Origin of the sequence: Brachybacterium sp. AOP25-B2-12 (assembly GCF_052378625.1) — a bacterium.
GTDB lineage: Bacteria > Actinomycetota > Actinomycetes > Actinomycetales > Dermabacteraceae > Brachybacterium.
Genome location: NZ_JBQSXW010000001.1, coordinates 181408 through 202075 on the forward strand (window position 1 = coordinate 181408; position 20668 = coordinate 202075).

Annotated in this window: 16 protein-coding genes; 6 read left to right on the plus strand and 10 right to left on the minus strand. The window is 73.3% G+C overall.

Annotation, left to right across the window (positions count from 1 at the left end):
• Positions 1-25: 25 nt before the first annotated feature.
• Positions 26-1036: a sugar phosphate isomerase/epimerase family protein gene (locus ACT3TZ_RS00875; RefSeq protein WP_444581500.1), complete on the minus strand. Its 1011-nt coding sequence runs from the start codon at positions 1034-1036 to the stop codon at positions 26-28.
• 112 nt (positions 1037-1148) lie between these two features.
• Between ACT3TZ_RS00875 and ACT3TZ_RS00880 the strand changes: the two genes are divergently transcribed.
• Positions 1149-1766 (plus strand): thymidine kinase, encoded by a 618-nt coding sequence (locus ACT3TZ_RS00880; RefSeq protein ID WP_444581501.1) that lies wholly within the window; start codon positions 1149-1151, stop codon positions 1764-1766.
• Positions 1767-1912: 146 nt separating this feature from the next.
• Here ACT3TZ_RS00880 and ACT3TZ_RS00885 read toward each other — a convergent pair whose 3' ends face one another.
• Positions 1913-2413, minus strand: a complete 501-nt coding sequence (locus ACT3TZ_RS00885) for a hypothetical protein (protein WP_444581502.1) — start codon at positions 2411-2413, stop codon at positions 1913-1915.
• A 244-nt stretch (positions 2414-2657) separates the two neighbouring features.
• On the opposite strand from ACT3TZ_RS00885, the gene ACT3TZ_RS00890 reads away from it, so the two are divergent.
• Positions 2658-6104 (plus strand): bifunctional proline dehydrogenase/L-glutamate gamma-semialdehyde dehydrogenase, encoded by a 3447-nt coding sequence (locus tag ACT3TZ_RS00890; RefSeq protein ID WP_444581503.1) that lies wholly within the window; start codon positions 2658-2660, stop codon positions 6102-6104.
• 81 nt (positions 6105-6185) lie between these two features.
• On the opposite strand, the gene ACT3TZ_RS00895 is transcribed toward ACT3TZ_RS00890, so the two are convergent.
• Both ACT3TZ_RS00895 and ACT3TZ_RS00900 read right to left on the minus strand, forming a co-directional pair.
• Entirely contained in the window at positions 6186-7565 is a 1380-nt protein-coding gene (locus tag ACT3TZ_RS00895) for a UTP--glucose-1-phosphate uridylyltransferase (RefSeq protein WP_444581504.1), read from the minus strand.
• A 45-nt stretch (positions 7566-7610) separates the two neighbouring features.
• The gene (locus ACT3TZ_RS00900) at positions 7611-8804 is read right to left on the minus strand and encodes a M20/M25/M40 family metallo-hydrolase (protein ID WP_444581505.1); all 1194 of its coding nucleotides are present in this window, start codon (positions 8802-8804) and stop codon (positions 7611-7613) included.
• 193 nt (positions 8805-8997) lie between these two features.
• Here ACT3TZ_RS00900 and metG point away from each other — a divergent pair, with 193 nt between their 5' ends.
• Positions 8998-10791 (plus strand): methionine--tRNA ligase, encoded by a 1794-nt coding sequence (gene metG / locus ACT3TZ_RS00905; protein WP_444581506.1) that lies wholly within the window; start codon positions 8998-9000, stop codon positions 10789-10791.
• 24 nt (positions 10792-10815) lie between these two features.
• Here the strand turns inward: metG and ACT3TZ_RS00910 are convergent, their stop codons facing one another.
• Positions 10816-11709 carry a hypothetical protein gene (locus ACT3TZ_RS00910; RefSeq protein WP_444581507.1) on the minus strand — a complete coding sequence of 298 codons (894 nt, stop codon included), beginning with the start codon at positions 11707-11709 and terminating at the stop codon, positions 10816-10818.
• On the minus strand, positions 11706-12197 hold the full coding sequence (locus ACT3TZ_RS00915; protein ID WP_444581508.1) for a hypothetical protein: 492 nt from the start codon (positions 12195-12197) through the stop codon (positions 11706-11708). The genes ACT3TZ_RS00910 and ACT3TZ_RS00915 overlap by 4 nt, the downstream gene beginning before the upstream one ends.
• 93 nt (positions 12198-12290) lie before the next feature.
• Here ACT3TZ_RS00915 and ACT3TZ_RS00920 point away from each other — a divergent pair, with 93 nt between their 5' ends.
• Positions 12291-12500: a hypothetical protein gene (locus ACT3TZ_RS00920; protein WP_444581509.1), complete on the plus strand. Its 210-nt coding sequence runs from the start codon at positions 12291-12293 to the stop codon at positions 12498-12500.
• 132 nt (positions 12501-12632) lie between these two features.
• Here the strand turns inward: ACT3TZ_RS00920 and ACT3TZ_RS00925 are convergent, their stop codons facing one another.
• From ACT3TZ_RS00925 to ACT3TZ_RS00935, 3 genes are all read right to left on the minus strand, one after another.
• Positions 12633-13934 (minus strand): O-acetylhomoserine aminocarboxypropyltransferase/cysteine synthase family protein, encoded by a 1302-nt coding sequence (locus ACT3TZ_RS00925; protein WP_444581510.1) that lies wholly within the window; start codon positions 13932-13934, stop codon positions 12633-12635.
• A gap of 89 nt (positions 13935-14023) precedes the next feature.
• The gene (locus ACT3TZ_RS00930; RefSeq protein ID WP_444581511.1) at positions 14024-14713 is read right to left on the minus strand and encodes a DNA-3-methyladenine glycosylase I; all 690 of its coding nucleotides are present in this window, start codon (positions 14711-14713) and stop codon (positions 14024-14026) included.
• Positions 14714-14743: 30 nt separating this feature from the next.
• Complete coding sequence (locus tag ACT3TZ_RS00935) at positions 14744-15649, minus strand: siderophore-interacting protein (protein ID WP_444581512.1); 906 nt, start codon at positions 15647-15649, stop codon at positions 14744-14746.
• A gap of 364 nt (positions 15650-16013) precedes the next feature.
• Between ACT3TZ_RS00935 and ACT3TZ_RS00940 the strand changes: the two genes are divergently transcribed.
• Both ACT3TZ_RS00940 and ACT3TZ_RS00945 read left to right on the plus strand, forming a co-directional pair.
• Positions 16014-17267, plus strand: coding sequence for an Ig-like domain-containing protein (locus tag ACT3TZ_RS00940; RefSeq protein WP_444581513.1), 1254 nt, complete (start codon positions 16014-16016; stop codon positions 17265-17267).
• A 106-nt stretch (positions 17268-17373) separates the two neighbouring features.
• Positions 17374-18861 (plus strand): phytoene desaturase family protein, encoded by a 1488-nt coding sequence (locus ACT3TZ_RS00945; RefSeq protein WP_444581662.1) that lies wholly within the window; start codon positions 17374-17376, stop codon positions 18859-18861.
• A gap of 22 nt (positions 18862-18883) precedes the next feature.
• Here ACT3TZ_RS00945 and ACT3TZ_RS00950 read toward each other — a convergent pair whose 3' ends face one another.
• A complete protein-coding gene (locus ACT3TZ_RS00950; RefSeq protein WP_444581514.1) occupies positions 18884-20596 on the minus strand; it encodes a lipase family protein in 1713 nt (570 codons plus the stop codon).
• Positions 20597-20668: the final 72 nt, after the last annotated feature.

The window sequence follows — 20668 nt, forward strand, 5'->3', positions numbered from 1 at the left end:
CTGGGTGGAATCCCCCTGCGCGCGCTCAGTCGTCGGGCGTCGCGGTGCCGTCGAGGCCGGGGCCGGCCGTCGTGCCCGTGGACGCACCGGTCACCGGGGCCTCGCCGACGCCGTGGCCCAGGTGGTGACGTGCGAACAGCAGGCTCTGGCGCAGGATGTCCTCGCGAGCCGTGGGCCCCTTGCGTCCACTCGTGCTGACCTCGAGCAGCACCGAGCCCTGCCAGCCGCGGTTGGACAGGCGCCGCAGAACCTCGGCGCACGGCTGGTTGCCCTCGCCGGGCGGCAGGTGCTCGTCCTTGGTGGTCTTGCCGGATCCGTCGGCCAGGTGCAGGTGGGTCAGCCGGTCGCCCAGCCGATCGATCATCGCGAGCACGTCGTCGCCCGCGGTCGCGGCGTGCGACAGGTCGACGGTGACGTGGGCGTAGTCCTCGTCGGTGGGGTCGTGGTCCGGGAGGTAGATCATCGCCTCGCGGACGCCCAGGCGCCACGGGTACATGTTCTCGACCGCGATCGCGATGCCGTAGCGGTCCTCGAGCTCGGCGACGCCCTGGACGAAGTCCCGCGCGTAGGAGCCCTGCCAGCGGAACGGCGGGTGGGCCACGATCGTCGGGCAGTCGAGCTCCTGGGCCATCTGCACGGTCTTCTCGATCTTGACCCACGGGTCCCAGCCCCAGACGTGCTGGAGCAGGAACAGCGTGGGGGCGTGCAGCGAGAGGATCGGCTGGCTGTACTCGCGCGACAGCGCCGCGAGCGCGCCGACGTCGCGGCTGGTCCTGTCGACCGAGACCATCACCTCGACGCCGTCGTAGCCGATGTGGTCGGCCATGCGGAAGCAGTCCTCGACGGGCAGCGGGAACACCGACGAGGTGGAGACGCCGACGGGGATGCGCCGGGTGGGCGACTGGTCGCTGAGCGGGTCTCCCGCGCTCAGGCGTCGGCTGAGATGGCCGTGCCCCGTCCGGTGCGCGGAGTTGGTGCGCGTGTACGGCTTGCGCGGTGACGTCCGGTGGGGGTCCCTGCTGTGATGAGGGCTCACGTGCTGCTCCTGGGGGTGTGGACGACGGGCCGAGCCAGTATGACGCAGGGGCCGGGGTGCCCCCTAGACTCGGGCAGTCCCGAGCCCCCGACTGACCGGAGCGTCACATCCGATGGCCAAACTGCACTTCAAGTACGGCGCGATGAACTCCGGGAAGTCCGACACGCTGATCAAGACCGCGTACAACTACGACGAACGGGGACTGGCGACCCTCACCGTCAAACCGGCCGTGGACACCAAGGGCGCCGACTGGGTGGTGGCGCGCGGCGGGGCCCGACGCCAGGTCGACGTGCTGGTCGCGCCCGGGGAGCCCCTGCGCGAGAAGATCGCGCGGACGGCGGACGGCAAGGGATTGCGGCCCCTGCACTGCGTGCTCGTCGACGAGGCGCAGTTCCTCCCCGGCGCCCAGGTCGACGAACTCTTCCTGGTGGCCAAGGAGGACGGGATCTCGGTCATCTGCTACGGCCTGCGCACGGACTTCCTCACCCATGAGTTCCCCGGGAGCCGGCGCCTGTTCGAGCTCGCCGACAACTTCGAGAAGCTGCCGACCATGTGTCGCTGCGGCTCCCAGGCGGAGTTCAACTGCCGGCGGGCGCAGGGTCGGTACGTGTTCACCGGCGACCAGGTCGCCATCGACGACGGTGCCGCGGTGACGTACGAGTCGCTGTGCGGCGCCTGCTTCCTCCGCGAGCAGCGGGCGGCCGGGGCCGCGGTGATCGGCGGGGGCTGACCGCTCGGTCCGCCGCGGGCCCCGGTCGGGTCGCGCCGGGGCGTCACGGCTGACGACGGTGCCCGGAGCCCTGCACCGGCCGTCGCGCAGGAGGCCCGCACCGTCGACGGTGCGGGCCTCCTGCTTCGCTCGCGCGGGGTCGGGTGTCAACTCCCCAGGAGCCGGTCCCCCACCTGGGCGTCGCCGCCGGCGGCGTCCGAGTCGTCGCTCCCGCCGGCGCTGGCACCGCCCTCGGTGGCACCGGCTCCCGGGACGGCGGCACGGCCGTCGGTGTCGGCGTCGGGGGCCGTCTCGGAATCCCCCGAAGGCGAATCATCGGAGGGGGCATCTTCGGCGGAGTCATCGTCGCCGGAGCCCGTGGCGCGGTGCGTCGCGCTCGCGGCGGCGTCCCTGGCCGCCGCCGCGGCGTCGCCCGCCTTCTCCTTGGCCGCCGCGGCCACGCCGGGCGCCTTGTCCTTGACGGTCTCTGCGGCATCGCGGGCCGTGCGGGCGGCCGTGTCGCGGGCCTGGGTCGCGGCCTCCTGGACGCGGGGGTCCTCGGCGACCGTGCGGGCGGTGCGCTCGAGCTTCTCGTACGGGCCGCGGCCCGTGCGGGAGCCGAGCACGAAGCCGAGGGCGACGCCGAGGACGAACACGAGCTTCTTCATGGGGACCTCCTGGTGGGCGGGTCGTGCTGGTCGGATCGCCCCATCGTGGCACAGCAGGTGCCCCAGGTCACTCGCCCGGGTCACGAGACGGCAACGGAGGGAGACGTGGGCACCGTCACGCCGACGCCGGGGATAGTGTCGATCCCGGGCACGGCGTCGTGTCCCACGCGCCGGGGCCCCGCCGCCCGCGGCGCTCCGAGCGGGCACGTGCCCGTCCGCAGCATCTCGTGAGCAGGAGTCGCCGTTGTCCTCCACCCCGTCCCCCGACATCTCCCCCGCCACCGGCGTGACGGAGCAGCAGGTCTCCCAGCAGGTCCGGGAGTGGGTGACGGAGGCCTCGACCCATCCGGTCCCGGCCCAGGCCCGCCTGCTCGCGGATCTGCTCAAGGATCCCCAGGGTCTCGACTTCACGGTCGCGTTCGTGGACCGGGTGATCCGTCCGGAGGACCCGCGCGCGGCCGCGGTCGAGCTGCGGCGCCTCGCCGCCGATCCCCCGGCCTTCCTGCCGCCGGCCCTGCGTCGCATCGTGTCCTTCGGGGGGTCGATGGCCCCGGTGCTCCCGCAGGCCGTCGTCCCCACCGCCCAGGCAGTCATGCGCCGCATGGTCTCCCATCTCATCCTCGACGCCCGTGATCCGCACCTGGCCCGGTCCATCGCGCGACTGCGCGCCGACGGCACGGAGCTGAACATCAACCTCCTGGGAGAGGCGGTCCTCGGCGCCCGGGAGGCGCGACGTCGTCTCCGCGGCGTGCGCGAGCTCGTCGCGAGGCCCGATGTCGACTACGCCTCCATCAAGGTCTCCTCGATCGTGGACCACCTGTCGCTGTGGGGCGAGAAGGAGACCGTCGACCACATCGTCGAGACGCTCCTGCCGCTGTACCTCGACTCGGCACGGGCCGAGCACCCGACGTTCATCAACATGGACATGGAGGAGTACCGCGATCTCGCGCTCACCCTCGACGTCTTCGAGCGCCTCCTGGACCGCCCCGAGCTGCTGCACCTGCGCGCGGGGATCGTCCTGCAGGCCTATCTGCCCGATGCCCTCGGCGCGCTCGCGCGGCTTCGCCGCTTCGCCGAGGACCGCGTGGCACGCGGCGGCGCCCCCATCAAGGTCCGCGTGGTCAAGGGCGCGAACCTCGCGATGGAGGAGGTCGACGCCTCGCTGCGCGGGCTGGATCAGGCCCCCTTCCACACCAAGGAGGAGTCCGATGCGCAGTACAAGCGGGTGCTCCTGCAGGCGCTGACCCCGGAGTCCCTCGCCGCGGTGCACGTGGGCGTGGCGGGGCACAACCTCTTCGACGTGGCCTTCGCGCACCTGCTGCTCGCCGAGCGGGGTGTGGACCGCTCGGACGGGGCGGTGGAGTTCGAGATGCTCGCGGGCATGGCCCCCGGCCAGCAGCAGGTGGTCCGCGAGGCCGTCGGCTCGATGCGTCTGTACGTGCCGGTCGTCTCCCCGCGCGAGTTCGACGTCGCGGTCTCCTACCTGGTGCGTCGCCTCGAGGAGAACGCGTCGAGCGAGAACTTCATGTCGGCGGTGTTCGAGCTCGGCGAGAGCGCGGAGCTCTTCGCTCGCGAGGAGGGCCGGTTCCGCCGCGCCCTCGAGCGCGCCCTGACGCAGACGCCCGAGCCCACCCACCGCACCCAGGACCGCTCGGCCGAGGCCCGCGGCGAGCTCGTCGAGCTCGGCTCGGCCGCGCTGCCGGCGACCCCGGGGCACTTCCGCAACACCCCCGACAGCGACCTCTCGACCCCTGCCAACCAGGCGTGGGCCGATCAGATCACCCACCGCGTGCGCGGCTCGCAGATCGGCGTGCACGAGGCGGACGAGGCCGTGGTCGACACGGTCGAAGGGGTCGACGCCGCGATCCGGCGGGCGCTCGACAGGCAGCCGGCGTGGGCTGCACGCCCTGCCTCCGAGAGGGCCGGGGTGCTGCGCCGCGCGGCCCAGCTCTTCGCGCGGCGCCGCGGGGAGCTCCTCGAGGTCGCGGCCTCCGAGACCGGCAAGATGCTCGAGCAGGGGGACCCGGAGGTCTCCGAGGCGATCGACTTCCTGCTGTTCTACGCCGATGAGGCCGAGACCCTCGCGGCCCGCGAGGACGTGACGTTCACGCCACGGCCGCTGACCCTGGTCACCCCGCCGTGGAACTTCCCCCTCGCGATCCCCACGGGGGGTGTCGCCGCGGCCCTGGCCACGGGCAGCGCGGTCGTCATCAAGCCCGCCCCCCAGGCCCGCCGCTGCGGTGCGGTGCTCGTCGCGCTCCTGCATGAGGCGGGGGTTCCTGAGGACGTCCTCGTGCACCTCGACGTGCCCGAGAACGAGGTCGGTCAGGCCCTGGTCTCCGACGAGCGGATCGACCAGCTGATCCTCACGGGCGCCTACGAGACCGCCTCGCTGTTCGCCGGATGGCGGCCCGCGTTGCGGATCAAGGCTGAGACGAGCGGCAAGAACGCGATCATCGTGACCCCGCAGGCCGATCTCGACCTCGCGGCCAAGGACGTCGCGGCGAGCGCCTTCGGCCATGCCGGGCAGAAGTGCTCGGCCGCGTCCCTGGTCATCACGGTCGGCTCCGTGACCCGGTCCCGGCGCTTCCGCAGCCAGCTCGCCGACGCCGTGCTGAGCCTGCACATCGGGGAGCCCACCGACCCCACCGCGCAGGTGGGGCCCGTGATCGAGCCCGCCGCCGGCAAGCTCCTGGACGGTCTGACGACCCTCGGGCCCGGCGAGGAGTGGCTGTCGCGCCCCGCCCGGCTCGACGAGGACGGGCGGCTCTGGTCCCCCGGCGTGCGGACCGGCGTGCGGGAGGGCTCGGCCTTCCATCGCACGGAGTACTTCGGGCCGATCCTCGGCCAGATGCACGCGGACACGCTCGAGGAGGCGATCCGGCTGCAGAACGGCACGGTCTACGGCCTCACCGCGGGCCTGCACTCGCTCGAGCCCGCGGAGATCGCCCGGTGGACCGAGGCCGTCGAGGCCGGGAACCTCTACGTGAACCGAGGCATCACCGGCGCGATCGTCCAGCGCCAGCCGTTCGGGGGCTGGAAGAGGTCGGCGATCGGCGAGACCGCGAAGGCGGGCGGCCCCCACTACCTGGTGCATCTCATGGATGCCGCGGACCCCGCGCCCTCGGCCGACGAGGACGCGTGGCTCACCGAGGCCGAGTTCTCCGACCGCGACCTGTGGGCGACCGTGTTCGCACCCCGGGACGTGCAGGACCTCTACGGCGAGCGCAACGTGCTGCGTCACCTGCCGGTGCCCACCGTGGTGCGCGCATCGGAGGGAACCACTGCCGCACAGCTCTCCCGGGTGCTGCACGCGGCGGCGACGGTCGGTGCGGACGTCGAGGTGTCCGTCGCCGATGCCGCGCTGCGCGAGGTCGTCGGAGCCCGGATCCCCGGCGCACCGCTCGCGGTGGAGACCGACGCCCAGTTCGCCGGGCGGGTCCCGGGGCTCTCCCGGCTGCGGATCCGCCTTCTCGGGGAGCCGGACGTCGCGCTGCTGGCGGCGATCTCCCACCGCGTCGAGGTCGCGCTGTTCCCCGGGGCGCCGGTGCGCAGCGGCCGGGTGGAGCTGCTGGCCTTCGTGCACGAGCAGGCGATCAGCGCGACGGACCACCGCTTCGGCAACCCGCTGCCCCACGCCCTGGACCTCGTCGGGCCCGGCGGCTACGAGCGGGGCCGCGCGGACGCCTGACCGACGCCCCGAGGACGACGACGGACGGGGCCGCGGCACGGGCCAGGGCCCGGACCGCGGCCCCGTCCGGGCCCGGGCTGCTCAGCCCTGGAGGATCGTGCCCGCGGCGATCTCGCGGGGGTCCTCGGCGGTGACCTTCGCATCGCCGCGCGCGATGACACCGGCGCCGAAGACGTGGTCGCCCTCGACGGTCAGGGAGCGTGCCTCGCGCAGGGACGGCACGCCGTCGGCGAAGCGGGCGTCGAAGTCGCCGATCAGCGTGTAGTGGTCCGCGTCCAGCGACACCGTGGGCACGGGGTCCACCTGCCGCACGAGCGCCTCGCGCTCGTCGAGGGCGTAGGCGTCCGAGCGCACGAGCAGCAGGTCGCTGGTGGCCTTGACGGGCAGGAAGCGCTCGCGGCCGACAACGATCGCGGTGGCTCCGTCGAACACCTCGATCGCGGCGCCCATGGCCGACTCGATCTGGTACACCGGCGTACTGGCCCTGTCCGCGGGATCGACGGTCTTCTCGTTGCGGATCAACGGCAGCGGCATGACCCCGTCGTGGGCCCTCAGCACCTCGTCGAGCGCCTGCAGGTCGAACCACAGGTTGTTGGTGTGGAAGAACGGGTGGCGGTTCTCGTCGGTGAAGAAGTCCATCTCCTCCGGCGGCGTCTGCGCGGTGTCGCGCAGGATCAGGCGCCCGTCGGAGCGGCGCACCGCGAGGTGACCGCCCTTGCGATCGGCCGGGGTACGACGGCACAGCTCGGCGGCGTACGGCGCGCCGCTGGCCGCGAACCAGCCGGCAATCCGCGGGTCCGGCACGGTCCCGAGGTTGTCGGAGTTGGAGACGGAGGCGTAGCGGAAGCCCGCCTCGAGCAGCTTCGCGAGGATCCCGGAGGTCTGCAGGGCGGTGTAGATGTCGCCGTGGCCCGGCGGGCACCACTCGAGGGAGGGATCTGCGTCCCAGGTGACCGGGGAGAGGTCGTCCCGGCGGAGCTTGGGCTCCTTGTTCTGCAGGAAGTCCAGCGGCAGGTCGCCCACGGGCAGGTCGGGGTAGCGGGCGAGCACCTCGAGGGTGTCCTCGCGGGTGCGGAAGGAGTCCATGAACAGCAGCGGCAGGCGGGCGCCGGTCGCGGCGCGGGCCGCGAGGACCTGCTCGACGATGATCTCGAGGAACGAGCGGCCGTCGCGCACGGGCAGCAGGGACTTGGCGCGGTCCATGCCCATCGAGGTCCCCAGGCCGCCGTTGAGGTCGATGACGACGAGCTGGTCGAAGGCCCGCGCGGCGACCTCGGGATCGACCGTGATGCCGTCCAGGTGCGCGGGGTCGGTGTACGGGGAGATGGTGTCCTCGGGGATGGACCCCGTGACGCCGTCGGCGAGCTGGTGGTGGTATCGGGTGAAGACGTCGATCGCCGTCTGGGCGACGCCGGCGTCCCGCATCTTCTGCTGGGCGGCAAGGAGTCCGTCGGTGCTCATGGGGTCAGGGTAGCGGGAGGAATGCGGCACCATCAGCGGTGCGCCTCATGTGGTCGGGGTGCCCGTGGCCCCGGCGGATCGGAGGACCTCGCGCACGAGCGCCGTCTGCTCGAGGATCGAGGCGACCTCGACGAACTCGTGCCGCGCGTGGGGGCCTCCCCCGCCCGGCCCCACCCCGCACGCGACCGCATTGCCCGCGGCCGCGATGAAGTTCGCGTCGCTGGCCCCGCCGACGCTGACGCCCTGCAGGGCGTACCCCAGGCGCCCGGCCGCGGCGGCGAGCTGTGCGAAGAGCGCGGCGCTGCGTCCGCCCGGCTCCATGGGCGGACGGTTCCAGCGCCCCTCGACCTCGACGCGGACCCGCGGGTCCGGTGCGACCAGGGTCGCGAGGCCCGCGTCGATCCGGTCCTGCTCGGCGGAGGAGGTGACCCGGACGTCGATCCCCACCGTGCACCGGCGCGCGACGACGTTGGTGCCCGAGCCGCCACGGATCGTGCCGACGTTGACGGTGGTGCCGGCCTCCCGGTCGGCGAGCGCGTCGATCGCCGGGATGATCTCGGCCATCGCGGTGATGGCGCTGGCCCCCTGCTCGGGAAAGTTCCCGGCGTGGGACTCGATGCCGTGGCACGTGACCTCGAAGATCCCGACGCCCTTGCGGCCGGTCTTGACGGCGCCGTCGAGTCCGCCCTCGAAGACGAGCGAGGCGTCGTGGCGGCCGGACACCTCCTCGATGACCGGCCGGCTGGACAGCGAGCCGATCTCCTCGTCCGCGTTCAGCAGCAGGGTGACGGTGGGCAGCGGTGCCCCCGTGTCCCGGGCCAGCAGCAGGGACCAGATCGCGACGACGAGGCCCGCCTTCATGTCGACGGCGCCGGGACCGGTGAGGCACGGGCCGCGTCCCTCGACCTCGACGGGCGCCAGCGGCCAGCCGGCGACGGTGCCCGTGGGCCAGACCGTGTCGTAGTGGCCCACGAACAGCAGCGACCCCGACCCGTCGCCGGTATAGGTCATCTCGAGCGTGTCCCCGCGCGCACCTCCGGGGTGCAGCACCCGGCGGTCCGGCCGTCCGAGGCGACGCACGACGAGGTCCTCGAGCACCTCCCGGCAGGCGGCGAGCGCCTCGAGGTCGTCGCTCGAGGACTCGGTGCCCACCAGCAGGGCGACGTCCTGGAGGATCGCAGGGAGGGCGGCGCGCACGTCGGCCGGGACGGCATCGGCCCGTAGGCGGTGGGGGTGCATGGTGCGGCGGCCTCCTGCTGCTCGGGTTCCGTCTCGGGGGTCCGGACCACCCTAGCGGCGGGTCCGCCCGTGGCGGCTCGGGCCCGGACGGCGGCGTCATCGGCGGACACGAGGGCCGTGCCAGGCATGGCGGAGCGCGCGTCCCGCCCGGTCGGACCGGCCCGGGGCCTCGACGCGCCTAGACTTGTCCCCCATGAGCACCGTTCTGTCCGCAGTCGCCTGGCCGTACGCCAACGGCCCCCGCCACATCGGCCACGTCGCCGGGTTCGGGGTGCCCTCCGACGTCTTCTCGCGCTACATGCGCATGGCGGGCAACGACGTGCTCATGGTCTCGGGCACCGACGAGCACGGCACCCCGATCCTCGTGGCCGCCGACGCCGAGGGCGTCACGGCGCGCGAGCTCGCCGACCGCAACAACCGCGTCATCGTCCAGGACCTCGTGGCGCTGGGGCTGTCCTACGACCTGTTCACCCGCACCACCACCGTCAACCACTACCAGGTGGTGCAGGAGATGTTCCGGACGGTGCGGGACAACGGCTACATGATCGAGCAGACCACCCACGGGGCCATCTCCCCCTCGACGGGGCGCACCCTCCCGGACCGCTACATCGAGGGCACCTGTCCGATCTGCGGCGCCGCCGGCGCCCGCGGCGACCAGTGCGACACGTGCGGCAACCAGCTGGACCCCACGGACCTCATCGACCCTGTCTCCCGCATCAACGGCGAGACGCCCGAGTTCGTCGAGACGGTCCACTACTTCCTGGACCTCCCGGCACTGGCCGCGGAGCTCGGACGCTGGCTCGACGAGCGCGAGGCGACGGGGCTGTGGCGCCCCAACGTCATCCGGTTCTCCCAGAACATCCTGAAGGACATCCGTCCGCGCGCGATGACGCGCGACATCGACTGGGGGATCCCCGTCCCGGGCTGGGAGGACCAGCCCACCAAGCGGCTGTACGTGTGGTTCGACGCGGTGGTCGGCTACCTCTCCGCCTCGATCGAATGGGCGCGGCGCCTGGGCGATCCCGACCGCTGGCGCCAGTGGTGGAACGATCCCGAGGCCCTCACGTACTACTTCATGGGCAAGGACAACATCGTCTTCCACTCCCAGATCTGGCCGGCGGAGCTGATCGGCCACAACGGCAAGGGCGACAAGGGCGGCGAGCCGGGGGTCTACGGGGAGCTGAACCTGCCCACCGAGGTGGTCTCGAGCGAGTTCCTGACCATGGAGGGCAAGAAGTTCTCCTCCTCCAAGGGCGTCGTGATCTACGTGCGCGACGTGCTGGAGCGCTACCAGCCCGATGCCCTGCGGTACTTCATCTCCGCCGCGGGCCCGGAGAACCAGGACGCGGACTTCACCTGGTCGGAGTTCGTGGCCCGCACGAACAACGAGCTCGTCGCCGGCTGGGGCAACCTCGTCAACCGCACGGCGGCGATGATCGCCAAGAACATCGGCGAGATCCCGGCCGCCGGGGAGCTCGAGGACGTGGACCGCGCGCTGCTGGAGAAGATCGAGGGCGGGTTCGCCTCGGTGGGCCGGCTCATCGGGTCCCACCACCAGCGGGCCGCGATCAACGAGGCGATGCGCCTGGTGGGAGAGGCCAACGCCTACGTCTCCCGGACCGAGCCCTTCCGCCTGAAGTCTCCCGAGCAGCGCGAGCGCCTGGAGACCGTGCTGCACGTGCTGGCCCAGGCGGTCACCGACCTCAACACGATGCTGGCCCCGTTCCTGCCGTTCTCCGCCAATGAGGTCGAGAAGGCCCTGGGCGGCACGCGCGTCATCGCCCCGATGCCCCGCCTCGAGGACGTCGAGGACCTCGACGGCGGCCCCGGCTACCCGATCATCACCGGGGACTACTCCGATGTCCCGGCGTGGGAGCACCGCGCGGTGCAGGTCGGTGCGCCGGTGGCCAAGCCCGTGCCGATCTTCACCAAGCTCGATCCCTCGGTGATCGGCGAGGAGCTGGGCCGCCTCGGCATCGACGGCTGAGGCCCCCGGGCTCCCCGTCGCGGATCAGGCGGCCGTCGCCTGCTGTGCCCCGGCGCCGCCGCGCCGCCGCGGCCTGCGGAGCCTCTCGAGCGGGAGGAACGCGGCCCAGCACACGACGGTCGGCAGGAAGTGGATCCCGAGCGCGATGAACGTGGCGAAGTGGAAGGCGCAGAACACGGCGATCAGCACGTACAGCGCTCTGCCCCGCAGGAACAGCGCGAGCGGCGAGAGCGTCTCGAGCACGACGAGCGCCCACTGCGCGGGGACGAAGATCCAGGGCACCTCGAGCGTCCAGCGCACCCAGGGGGCGCCCCGGCGGATGATCGCGAAGGCGAACACCGCGCTGTTCGCCCACGCCGCGGGCGATCCCGCGATGACGGTCTTGGCGAGGACCGAGGCGAAGTAGGTCATCACCACCGCCACCTGCAGGCACCGCAGCGCCCACCCCGCCGGGCGCGACAGCCCGCGGTCGCCGAGGCCCGCCCGACCGGCCGTCGGCAGCACGGCCACCGCCACCATCAGCGCGAGATGGTCGTGGCTGACGTAGCCGTAGCCCTGTGAGTACAGCATCCAGACGAAGAACCCTGCGGCGAGCACCCACCCGGTGACCCGCGGCAGGACCCCGAGGGTGCCGAGCACCCCTGCCCCGAGGATCAGGACCAGGAGCGTCCACGCCCCCGCGGCATGGACCGGCGGCAGGTGCAGGAGGCGCGCGAGCAGAGTGGGGCGGTAGAACTCGGGGTTCGCGGCATGGCCGATCACGTCGTTCGAGATCAGCAGCACGTCCACGACGACGAAGGCGCTGATGAGGCGACGCAGAAGGGCGAGGCGCTGCAGGGGCAGGGCCGGCGCGACGGCGTCGAGGAACCGGGAGGTCGCGGCTCCCCGGTGCGAGGTCTCCCCGCTCAGGACGCTCACCGTACCGTCCATTCGACGAGCACCAGGTGCTCGGGCGGACCGCTGGGCCCGCCCTGGTGCAGCCGGTAGCGGTCCACGCACACGGCGATGGTGCGCAGCGGGGGCGCCCCGGGATGGTGCCGCGCGTACTCCTCGGCCAGCGGCTGCAGGCCCGAGGGGTCCTCGCGCAGCCGCGGCAGGTTCCCCTCCAGGTCCGACCGCGCGACACCCACCCCGCCGGACCCGAAAGCGAGGCGTGTGGGCTCGGTGTCCCCCTCGAAGCGCCCCTGGACGCACGTGTCGTCGACGATCCCCTCGGGGTCGCGGGCCTGCGCGAACATCGCCATCGATCCGAGCGGGAAGTAGTCGTCGGTGTGGTGGAGCTGGCCCAGCAGGAGCACCGCGAGGGCCGCCGTGACGACGGCGAGGCGGACCGCCAGGCCGAGCCGGCCGACCCCTCGGACCGGCGGGGATCCGCCGTCGGCGGAGGAGGGGCGCGCGCGGTGCATCCGCCCAGGGTAGACGGCGATCGCAGGGCATCCCCGACGGCCTCGCACGGGGGATCCCCGACCCGCACGACCCCCTGGTGCCATGATGGGGGGATGACGATGCGATGTGACCAATGCCGCACGAAGATCCGGGGAGAGGGCCACCGGACCGCGACGCGCATCCTCTGCTCCCGCTGCAACGAGCAGTTCGAGGGGCAGGCCGCCGGCCTCATCGCCGGCGGGGGGATCGCGAACGCGATCAGCACCTCAGGCTGGTACCAGCGGGTCCTCGACCGGACCCGCGGACGCAAGCGCCACGACTGAGCGGCCGGCGACGCACGCCGTCCCCCGCTCCCCCGACGCCGAGGGCGTGGGGTGCCGGGGGCGTGGCCAGGTCCGCCCGCGAGGCGGGGCAGGATCCCACGGGGCCGCCCCGTCCGTGTCGGAGTGCGGCCCTCAGGCCGTGACGGTGAGCGCCGCCGTGGCCTGACGTGCCGCTGCGAGACCCTGCGCGAGGTCGGCGCGGAGGTCCTCGAGATCCTCGAGGCCGATGGTCAGGCGCACGGTCGAGTCCTGCACGCCGCAGGACGCGCGCTGGGCGGCGTCCAGGTGCGTGTGGGTCGTGGTCGCGGGATGGCAGACCAGGCTGCGCACGTCGCCGATGTTCACGGCGAGGGTGATCAGGTCCAGCGCGTCGCAGAACGCCGCCGCGGCAGCCTCCCCGCCGTCGAGGTCCACCGAGAAGACGCCCGAGGTGCCGCGCGGGAAGTCCCGCACGGCGATCACGGCGTCGGGCCGGCCCGGGCTCGTGGGGTGGTTCACGCGGGTGACGCCGGCCTGCTCGCGCAGCCAGGCGGCGAGTTGCGCGGCGTGGGAGCTGATGCGCTCCATGCGCAGGTCCAGCGTCTCGATGCCCAAGAGCACCGTGTGCGCGCTCTGGGCCGAGAGGGTCGCTCCGAAGTCCGTGACGTACTTGGCGCGGGCGAAGCCGAGGAGGCCGCTGCACCCCTGCGCGTAGTCGTCGGAGAACGTCACGTCGAAGCGAGGGTTCGGGGTGGTCAGACGCGGCCACCGCTCGGGACATCGGCGCGGATCGAAGCGCCCCGTGTCCACGATCAGCCCGGCGATCACCGAACCGTGGCCCGCGAGGTACTTCGTGGCCGAGTGCACGACGACGTCGGCGCCGTGGTCGCCCGGGCGGTAGAGCGCGGGGCTCGCGAGGGTCGAGTCGACGACGACGGCGATGTCGTGGCGGTGGGCGATCTCGGCGACCGCCGCGAGGTCCACGAGCTCGGCGCCCGGGTTGGCGATCGACTCGAGCAGGAACACGCGGGTCTCGGGGCGGATCGCCGCGTCCCAGGCGGTGAGGTCCCACGGGTCCACGGTGGTCGTGGCCACGCCGAGATCCACGAGGGTGTCGTGCAGCAGCTCGGTGGTCCCGCCGTAGAGCCGGTCCGAGGCCACGACGTGGGTGCCCGGCGCGAGCAGGGAGCACAGGGCGATCGTGGTCGCGGCCTGACCGCTGGCCACGGCGATCGCGCCGATCCCGTGCTCGAGCGCGGTCACCCGCTCCTCGAGGACGCGCGTGGTCGGATTCCCGGCGCGCGAGTAGGCGAAGCCGTCGCACTCCCGCGCGAACAGAGCCTTCAGACCGGCGTGGGTCCGGTGCGCGTAGGCACTGGTGGAATAGATCGGTGGGACGACCGACCCGTGCGGGTCCTCGGCGTTCCACCCGGCATGGACGTTGGCAGTGCCCACGGCAGTTCCTCCTCAAGCGATGACTGTCGACCAGGGTGCGCCCGCCCGCGGCGCGCGCCGCATTCGTATGACGGAGTATGACCCTGCGGTCACGTCCGCGGGGAGCCGTCGGCCTCCCAGAGCCCCGAGACCCCGCGCCGGTGGGATCCCACGAGGTGGGTGTCGACGATCCCCAGCGCCTCCATGAGCGCGAACATCGTGGTGGGGCCGACGAAGCGGAAGCCGCGGGCGCGCAGCTCCCGGGCCAGTGCGATGGACTCCGCACTGGTGGTAGGGACCTGGGCAGGTGTGCGCGGGACGGGCGTGCGGTCCGGCCGGTAGGACCAGACGAGGTCGGCGAGGTCGGCGCCGGGACCGAGCGCGGCGCCCGCCCCGAGTCCCGGGGTCCCCCGGAGGGCGACGGCGGCGCGGGCGTTGCCGAGGGTGGCCTCGATCTTGCCGCGATGACGGATGATCCCCGGATCGTCGACGAGGCGCTGAACGTCCTCGGCCGTGAACGCCGCCACCGCATCGACGTCGAAGTCCGCGAAGGCCCGTCGGAATCCCTCGCGGCGTCGCAGGATCGTGGCCCAGGACAGGCCCGACTGGAAGCCCTCGAGGCTCAGCCGCTCGAAGACGCCCCGCTCGTCCCGCACCGGGACGCCCCACTCGGTGTCGTAGTAGTCACGGAGGTCGTCGTGGTGGCTGGCCCAGGGCGGGCGGGCGAGGCCGTCCGGACCGGTGTGCAGCACCGGCGGCTCGGGCGGAAGTTGGGGACGGGACGGATCGGGGCTGTACATGCCCCGATCATGGCGCACCGGTGCGACCGTTCAGTCGTCGATCCTGCCGATCGGCTCGCGCTTCTCCGCCTGGAACTGGTCCTCGATGCGCCCGAGGGCCCAGTACGCCGAGATGGAGATCTGCTCCTGCGGGATCTTCCGCTCCGTGACGAGCAGACGACGGATCTGCTTGATGATCCCGCGCTCCCCGTGGGCGAACACCTGCAGGCCCGAGGTGCCCACGAGGTCGAGCTCCTCGACCTGTGCGACCAACGCCTCACGCGGCTCGAGGAGGTATCGGATCTCGACGCCGTCGGGCGCGCTGAGATGCAGGCGGTCCTCGGCGTGGTCGAGCTGGATCAGGGCGAGTCCCCGGGCGGCCGGCTCCATGGCCTCGAGCGAGGAGGCGATCGCCGGCAGCGCGGAGTGATCGCCGATCAGCAGGTGGAAGCTCGCGGCGGGATCCGGGGTGTAGCTGCCGCCGGCTCCCCGCATGGCGACCAGGTCACCGGGGATCGCACCGTCGGCCCACTGCGCGGCCACGCCGTCGACCTCCCCCTCCCCGTGCAGGACGACGTCCAGGGCGATCCGCCCGGTGCTCCGGTCCCAGCTGCGGACGGTGTACGTGCGCACCTTGGGGAGCAGTTCCGGGGTCTCCTCGCGGAGGCGGTCCAGGTCGTACGGCGGGGTCAGGCCGCTCGAGGGCTCGGGGAGCAGAAGCTTGACGTAGGCATCGGTGGAGGTGTTGTCGTTCAGGTGGGCGATGCCGTCCCCGCCCAGGAGGATCCGGATGAGGTTGGGCGTGACGCGCGTCTTCCCCACCACCTCGAGGACCGCCTGCGGTCGGGCGGGACGTCCGCCGCGAGGAGCGGTGCTCCCACCCGCGGCGCCCTCTCCCGCTCGGTGGGTCCCCGGGGACCGCTGCTCGGAGGGATCGCTCTGCCCGCTGTTGACCATGTCCCCGACCCTACGGGAATCGTGCCCCCGGCGGCGATGCCGGACGCGGCGCTCGCACGAGAGGTGCACGGCGCGACCGCCGGGTGGCCACAAGGCGTGCACCCCGGGGCCGGCCGGCGACGAACCGATGACATCCGCGGTCACGTGGTCCACATCGGGCGGCGCGTCGCTTGCCCCGGATGTCCATATCGCCCTATTGTCCACCGTGCATCCTGATCCGTCCGTTCGTCTTGTCCGTCCGTTTTGCGGCCTGTGGGCCGTGGGTGTCGCTCGACGCCGAGAGCCCGTCTCTCCTCCGGAACCCGACGACCCGTCAGTACCAGCCCGGCGCGCTCTCCAGCACGCGGGCGAAGGAGCTCACCCGATGACCACCTCACCCTCGCTCGGCACCGCGCCGTCCTCACGCCTGCGATCCCTCGTCCTCCTCGGTGCCGCCGGAGCCCTGTCCCTCGGCGCCTTCGGCATCGCCGCCCCGGCGAACGCCGAGGTCATCCCCGATGCGATCACCTCGGTGACCACGTCCGGCGAGTTCAAGGTCGGACAGTCCTTCCACCTCTCCGCGGACTGGAAGGTCCCGGACGACTCGCAGCCCGGCGACTCCTTCTCCCTGGAGCTCCCCCCGGAGCTCCAGCCCGTGCAGAGGACCTTCGATCTCCGCGATGCGGACGGCGAGGTCGTCGCGACCGCCGTGGCGAAGGACGGCCACGTCGAGGTCACCCTCACGGACTACGTCCTCGCGCACCCCAAGAACGTCCAGGGATCGCTGTTCTTCGACATCTACGTCGAGCAGGGCACCGAGGCGGGCCAGGAGCTGGTGATCCGCTGGGGCGACGAGTCCACGACCATCGTGCCCGAGCCCGGGGACTACGGCACCGAGCTGCCGTCCCAGGACTCCCGCAAGTACGCCTGGAGCGCCGGGGGCAACCGCAACGGCTGGTCCATCGAGGTCGCCGGCGCGACGAGGAACGGCGTGATCACGGATCACGCGCAGAACCAGCGCATCCTGTGCGACACCGTCGAGGTCTACCGGGGGACGCGCCAGGGCAGCGTCCTCCCCTCGGACTTCACGCTCGTGGACCCGCAGCCCGATGTCCAGTGCGAGAACCGCGGACCGGGCGAGGCCGACGACTCCCTCGTGGTCCCCGTGGGCGACACCCCGGCCGACACCGTCGTCCGCGTCACCTACGCCTCGGTGCCGGATCCCGGCCAGACGGAGGTGGGCAACTCGTACACCTTCGCGAGCACCGACTTCCAGGACGAGGGCTCCGCCTTCGACCAGGTCTTCAACGCCGGTGGCGACGCGAGCGGCGAGAACGGGGCGACGCCGAGTCCGACGCCGACTCCCCCGACCGAGACGCCCACCACGTCGGCTCCGCCGAGCGAGACCACGACGCCTCCGACGGAGACGGCCACGCCTCCCGCCGAGACCACCACGCCCGCCGTGGTGACCACGCCTCCCGCTCCGACCACCACCTCGGTGAGCCCCTCGCCGGTGCCGGCGTCCGCGACCCCGCGCCTGCCGCGCACGGGTTCCGAGGTGCTGCCGCTGGCGGCCGTCGCCGCGGGCCTCGTGGCCCTGGGCACGGGTGCCGTGGCCGTGGCCCGTCGTCGTCGCTGACGGGACGACGATCCTGACGCCGGGGCCCGGTGTCGTGCACGCAGGTCGTGCTCGGCACCGGGCCCCGGTGGGTCCGGCGGGAGTCGATAGGCTCGCCCCCGTGAGCATCCTCGAGCATCCCGACGTGGTCGTCGTGGGGTCCGGCCCCAATGGTCTCGCGGCAGCGGTGACGCTCGCGCGCGCGGGTCTGGCGGTGCAGGTGCTCGAGGGCCAGGCCACCCCCGGCGGCGGCTCCCGCACCCTCGACCTCGGTCTGGCGCCCGGGATCGTCCACGACATCTGCTCGGCCGTGCACCCCATGGCGCTCGCGAGCCCGTTCCTGCAGGAGTTCGACCTCGCGGCCCGCGGCGTCCGGATGGCCGTGCCCGAGGTGTCCTACGCCCAGCCGCTCGACGGCGGGGACGCCGGGATCGCCTGGCACGACCTCGAGCGCACGGTCGCCGGCCTCGACGAGGACGCGACGGCCTGGCGGCGCGTCTTCGCTCCCCTGGTGCGCGCCGCCGAGGACATGACGGCCCTCGCGCTGTCCGACAAGCGCAGCCTTCCGGCCGGGCTGCTCAGCGCGCGGGGCGCCGCGACGGCCCTGGCCTTCGGATCGCGGGTGCTCAGCCAGGGCACGGCCGCCTGGGACCGCCCGCTGCGCACCGAGCGCGCCCGTGCTCTCCTCACGGGCGTCGCCTCGCACGCGATCACTCCCCTGCCCTCGCTCGCCGGAGCGGGCACCGCGATCATGCTCGCGACCCATGCCCATGCGCGGGGATGGCCCATCCCGGTCGGCGGCAGCCGCGTGCTCGTCGACGCCCTCCTCGCGGATCTGCACGCCCACGGCGGTGCCGTCGAGACCGGCGTGCCCGTCTCGCGCGCCTCGCAGCTCCCCCCCGCGCGCGCCGTGCTCCTGGACACGAGTGCGGACGACGCCGTCCGGATCCTCGGCGACCGTATGGACGCGCGCGTGGCGCGCGGCGTGCAGGCGCTGGGCCACGCGGGCGCCGCCGCCAAGGTCGACCTCGTCACCTCGGGTCCCATCCCGTGGGCCCACCCCGACGTCGCCCGCGCGGGGACCGTCCACCTCGGCGGCACACGCGCGCAGATGGTCGCCGCCGAGCACGAGGTCTCCCGGGGGCGGCTCCCCGCGGACCCCGTCGTCCTCGTGAGCGACCCGGTGGTCGGGGATCCGGGCCGCGAGCATGCCGGTCTGCGACCCATCTGGGCCTACGCCCACGTGCCGCTGGGGTGCCCGGTCGACCCCGTGGAGCTGGTGATCTCCCGCATCGAGCGGTACGCGCCCGGATTCCGCGACACGGTGGTCGCGGCGCGGGGCATCCCGGCCGACCGCATGCACGAGCACGATGCCGCGATCGTGGGAGGGGACATCGCCACGGGCACCGTGACCATGTACCGGATGATCGCCAGGCCGCGCGGCGCCGCCAATCCGTTCCGGCTCTCCGAGGACGCCTACCTGTGCTCGGCCGCCACGCCGCCCGGTCCCGGTGTGCACGGCCTGAGCGGGTGGTACGCGGCACGGCACGTGCTGCGCGAACGCTTCGGGATCACGCACGCGCCGCGCCTGGGCCCGTTCCGTCGACGGCCCTGACCCCGCCGGGAGTGCCCGACGCTCACCCCGGGCAGGTGCTCGGCGCCCCGCCCCGCTCGACCGCGTCCACCCAGGCGAAGAGATCCTCGATCAGCGGTGAATCCGCGGCGATCACCCCCATGTGGCTGCGCCCTGGGTATTCGTGCGCGGAGACGGGGCGGCCCCGCTCGCACAGGGATGTGACGAGCCGCTGCTGCATGGACAGCGGGATCACCTCGTCCGCGGTGCCCTGTCCCAGGAAGAGCGGCGCGTCAACCTCCCCGTCGGCGCGGTTGTCCGCGAGACGCTCGCGGGCGGGCCCCGCGCTCAGGTCGATCCGGTACAGCGGGGCGTCCTGGCCGATCGCGAGGGCCGTCAGCGCCGAGGCAGCCGTCGTGGGAGAGGTGACGCAGCGGCTCGCGGCGGCATCGACCAGCGCCAGTCCGGCGGGGTGCACGAGCGAGGGCAGGCGCATGTCGGCGTACTCCTGGCTGTAGGGCACCGCCACGAACGAGGTGACGATGTCCGAGACCGGGCCGGCATCGGCACCGGTCACGCGCTCGGCCAGCGCCAGCGGGTCCGAGGCCGCCGAGAGCGCCGCGACGCCGAGCACGGTGAGCTCCGGGGCGTACTCCGCGGCGATCTGTCCGGCCCACAGCGTCGCGTGGCCTCCCTGGGAGTGTCCCCAGAGCCAGACGTCCGAGGAGGCGTGCGCGGCGTCGACCCGGCCTGCGGCGCGGGCGGCGTCGAGGGTGGCGCGTCCTTCTCCCTGGCCGATCAGGTACGGGTAGCGGCCTTCGGTGCCCTGTCCGGGGTAGTCCGTCGCGACCACCGCCCAGCCGCGGTCGATCGCCCGGGAGATCCCGGGGATCGCCGTCTCGGTGAGCGCATCGGGTCCGACACTCGGGCCGCAGGCCCTGGCCACGCCCGTGGTCCCGTGCTGCCACGCCAGGACGGGACGCGGCCCGGAGGCGGGACCGTCCGGGTACGCGAGCACGGCGCTCGCGAGTGCCGGCGTGCCGTCGCCATGGGTCGTCGCGTAGAGGATGCGGACGGCGCTCGCCCGCGACGGCACGGCCCCCGCGTACGGAGCAGTCCGCAGGACGGCGCCGGGCGTCGCGGGGATCGGACCCGACCACGAGTAGAAGGCATCCACCGCCTCGGCGCGGGCCACGAGGGAGACCGAGCTCGCCGAACCCACCGCGAGCGCGACGGCGAGCACCGAGGCCCCCACCAGATGGACGAGGGACGGACGCCCGACGGCGCGCGGCGAGAGGGCACGCCGCGGCGGGAGCGCGCGACGTGGTGCCGTGCGCAGCGCCCTGACCAGCAGGATCGCCCCACGGACGAGCATCCCGAGCGACAGCCCCGCCGCGAGGGCGATCGAGGCGAGATCGGGCCAGGCCCAGGTCAGACCGGCCGCTGCGAGGGCCGCGATGGCGCGCGCCGCGGCCAGGATCCTCTCGCGCCCCGTCGCGGGACGCACCATGCGCCGCACCTGGACGGCAGCGCCCACCATCAGGGCGGCGATCGCGAGGACCGGCACGGCACGGATCGTCACCGGGAGGCCGGCGGCCGCCAGCGCGCCGAGGATCACGAGGAGCACGCCGAGCGGACGGCGCCACCACGCCGGCAGGGTCCGGCGGCGCGCGACCGCGACGCCCGCGAGGACGGCGGCCGCGGCGAGGACTCCCCCGAGCACGAGGAGCGCCGTGAGCGGACGGATCAGGAGGGCGGCGCCGGCGACCCCGAGCACGGCACCGCCGATCCCGACGGCCAGGCGCCGCGGCCCGCGCGTCGTCGCCCGAGGTCGGATCTGAGCCGTGTG

Coding starts and splice junctions, on each gene's coding strand:
- ACT3TZ_RS00885 (WP_444581502.1), bottom strand. CDS start 2,413: ATGAAGAAGCTCGTGTTCGTCCTCGGCGTCGCCCTCGGCTTCGTGCTC.
- ACT3TZ_RS00915 (WP_444581508.1), bottom strand. CDS start 12,197: ATGCACCGCGCGCGCCCCTCCTCCGCCGACGGCGGATCCCCGCCGGTC.
- metG (WP_444581506.1), top strand. CDS start 8,998: ATGAGCACCGTTCTGTCCGCAGTCGCCTGGCCGTACGCCAACGGCCCC.
- ACT3TZ_RS00935 (WP_444581512.1), bottom strand. CDS start 15,649: ATGGTCAACAGCGGGCAGAGCGATCCCTCCGAGCAGCGGTCCCCGGGG.
- ACT3TZ_RS00880 (WP_444581501.1), top strand. CDS start 1,149: ATGGCCAAACTGCACTTCAAGTACGGCGCGATGAACTCCGGGAAGTCC.
- ACT3TZ_RS00920 (WP_444581509.1), top strand. CDS start 12,291: ATGACGATGCGATGTGACCAATGCCGCACGAAGATCCGGGGAGAGGGC.
- ACT3TZ_RS00895 (WP_444581504.1), bottom strand. CDS start 7,565: ATGAGCACCGACGGACTCCTTGCCGCCCAGCAGAAGATGCGGGACGCC.
- ACT3TZ_RS00940 (WP_444581513.1), top strand. CDS start 16,014: ATGACCACCTCACCCTCGCTCGGCACCGCGCCGTCCTCACGCCTGCGA.
- ACT3TZ_RS00930 (WP_444581511.1), bottom strand. CDS start 14,713: ATGTACAGCCCCGATCCGTCCCGTCCCCAACTTCCGCCCGAGCCGCCG.
- ACT3TZ_RS00900 (WP_444581505.1), bottom strand. CDS start 8,804: ATGCACCCCCACCGCCTACGGGCCGATGCCGTCCCGGCCGACGTGCGC.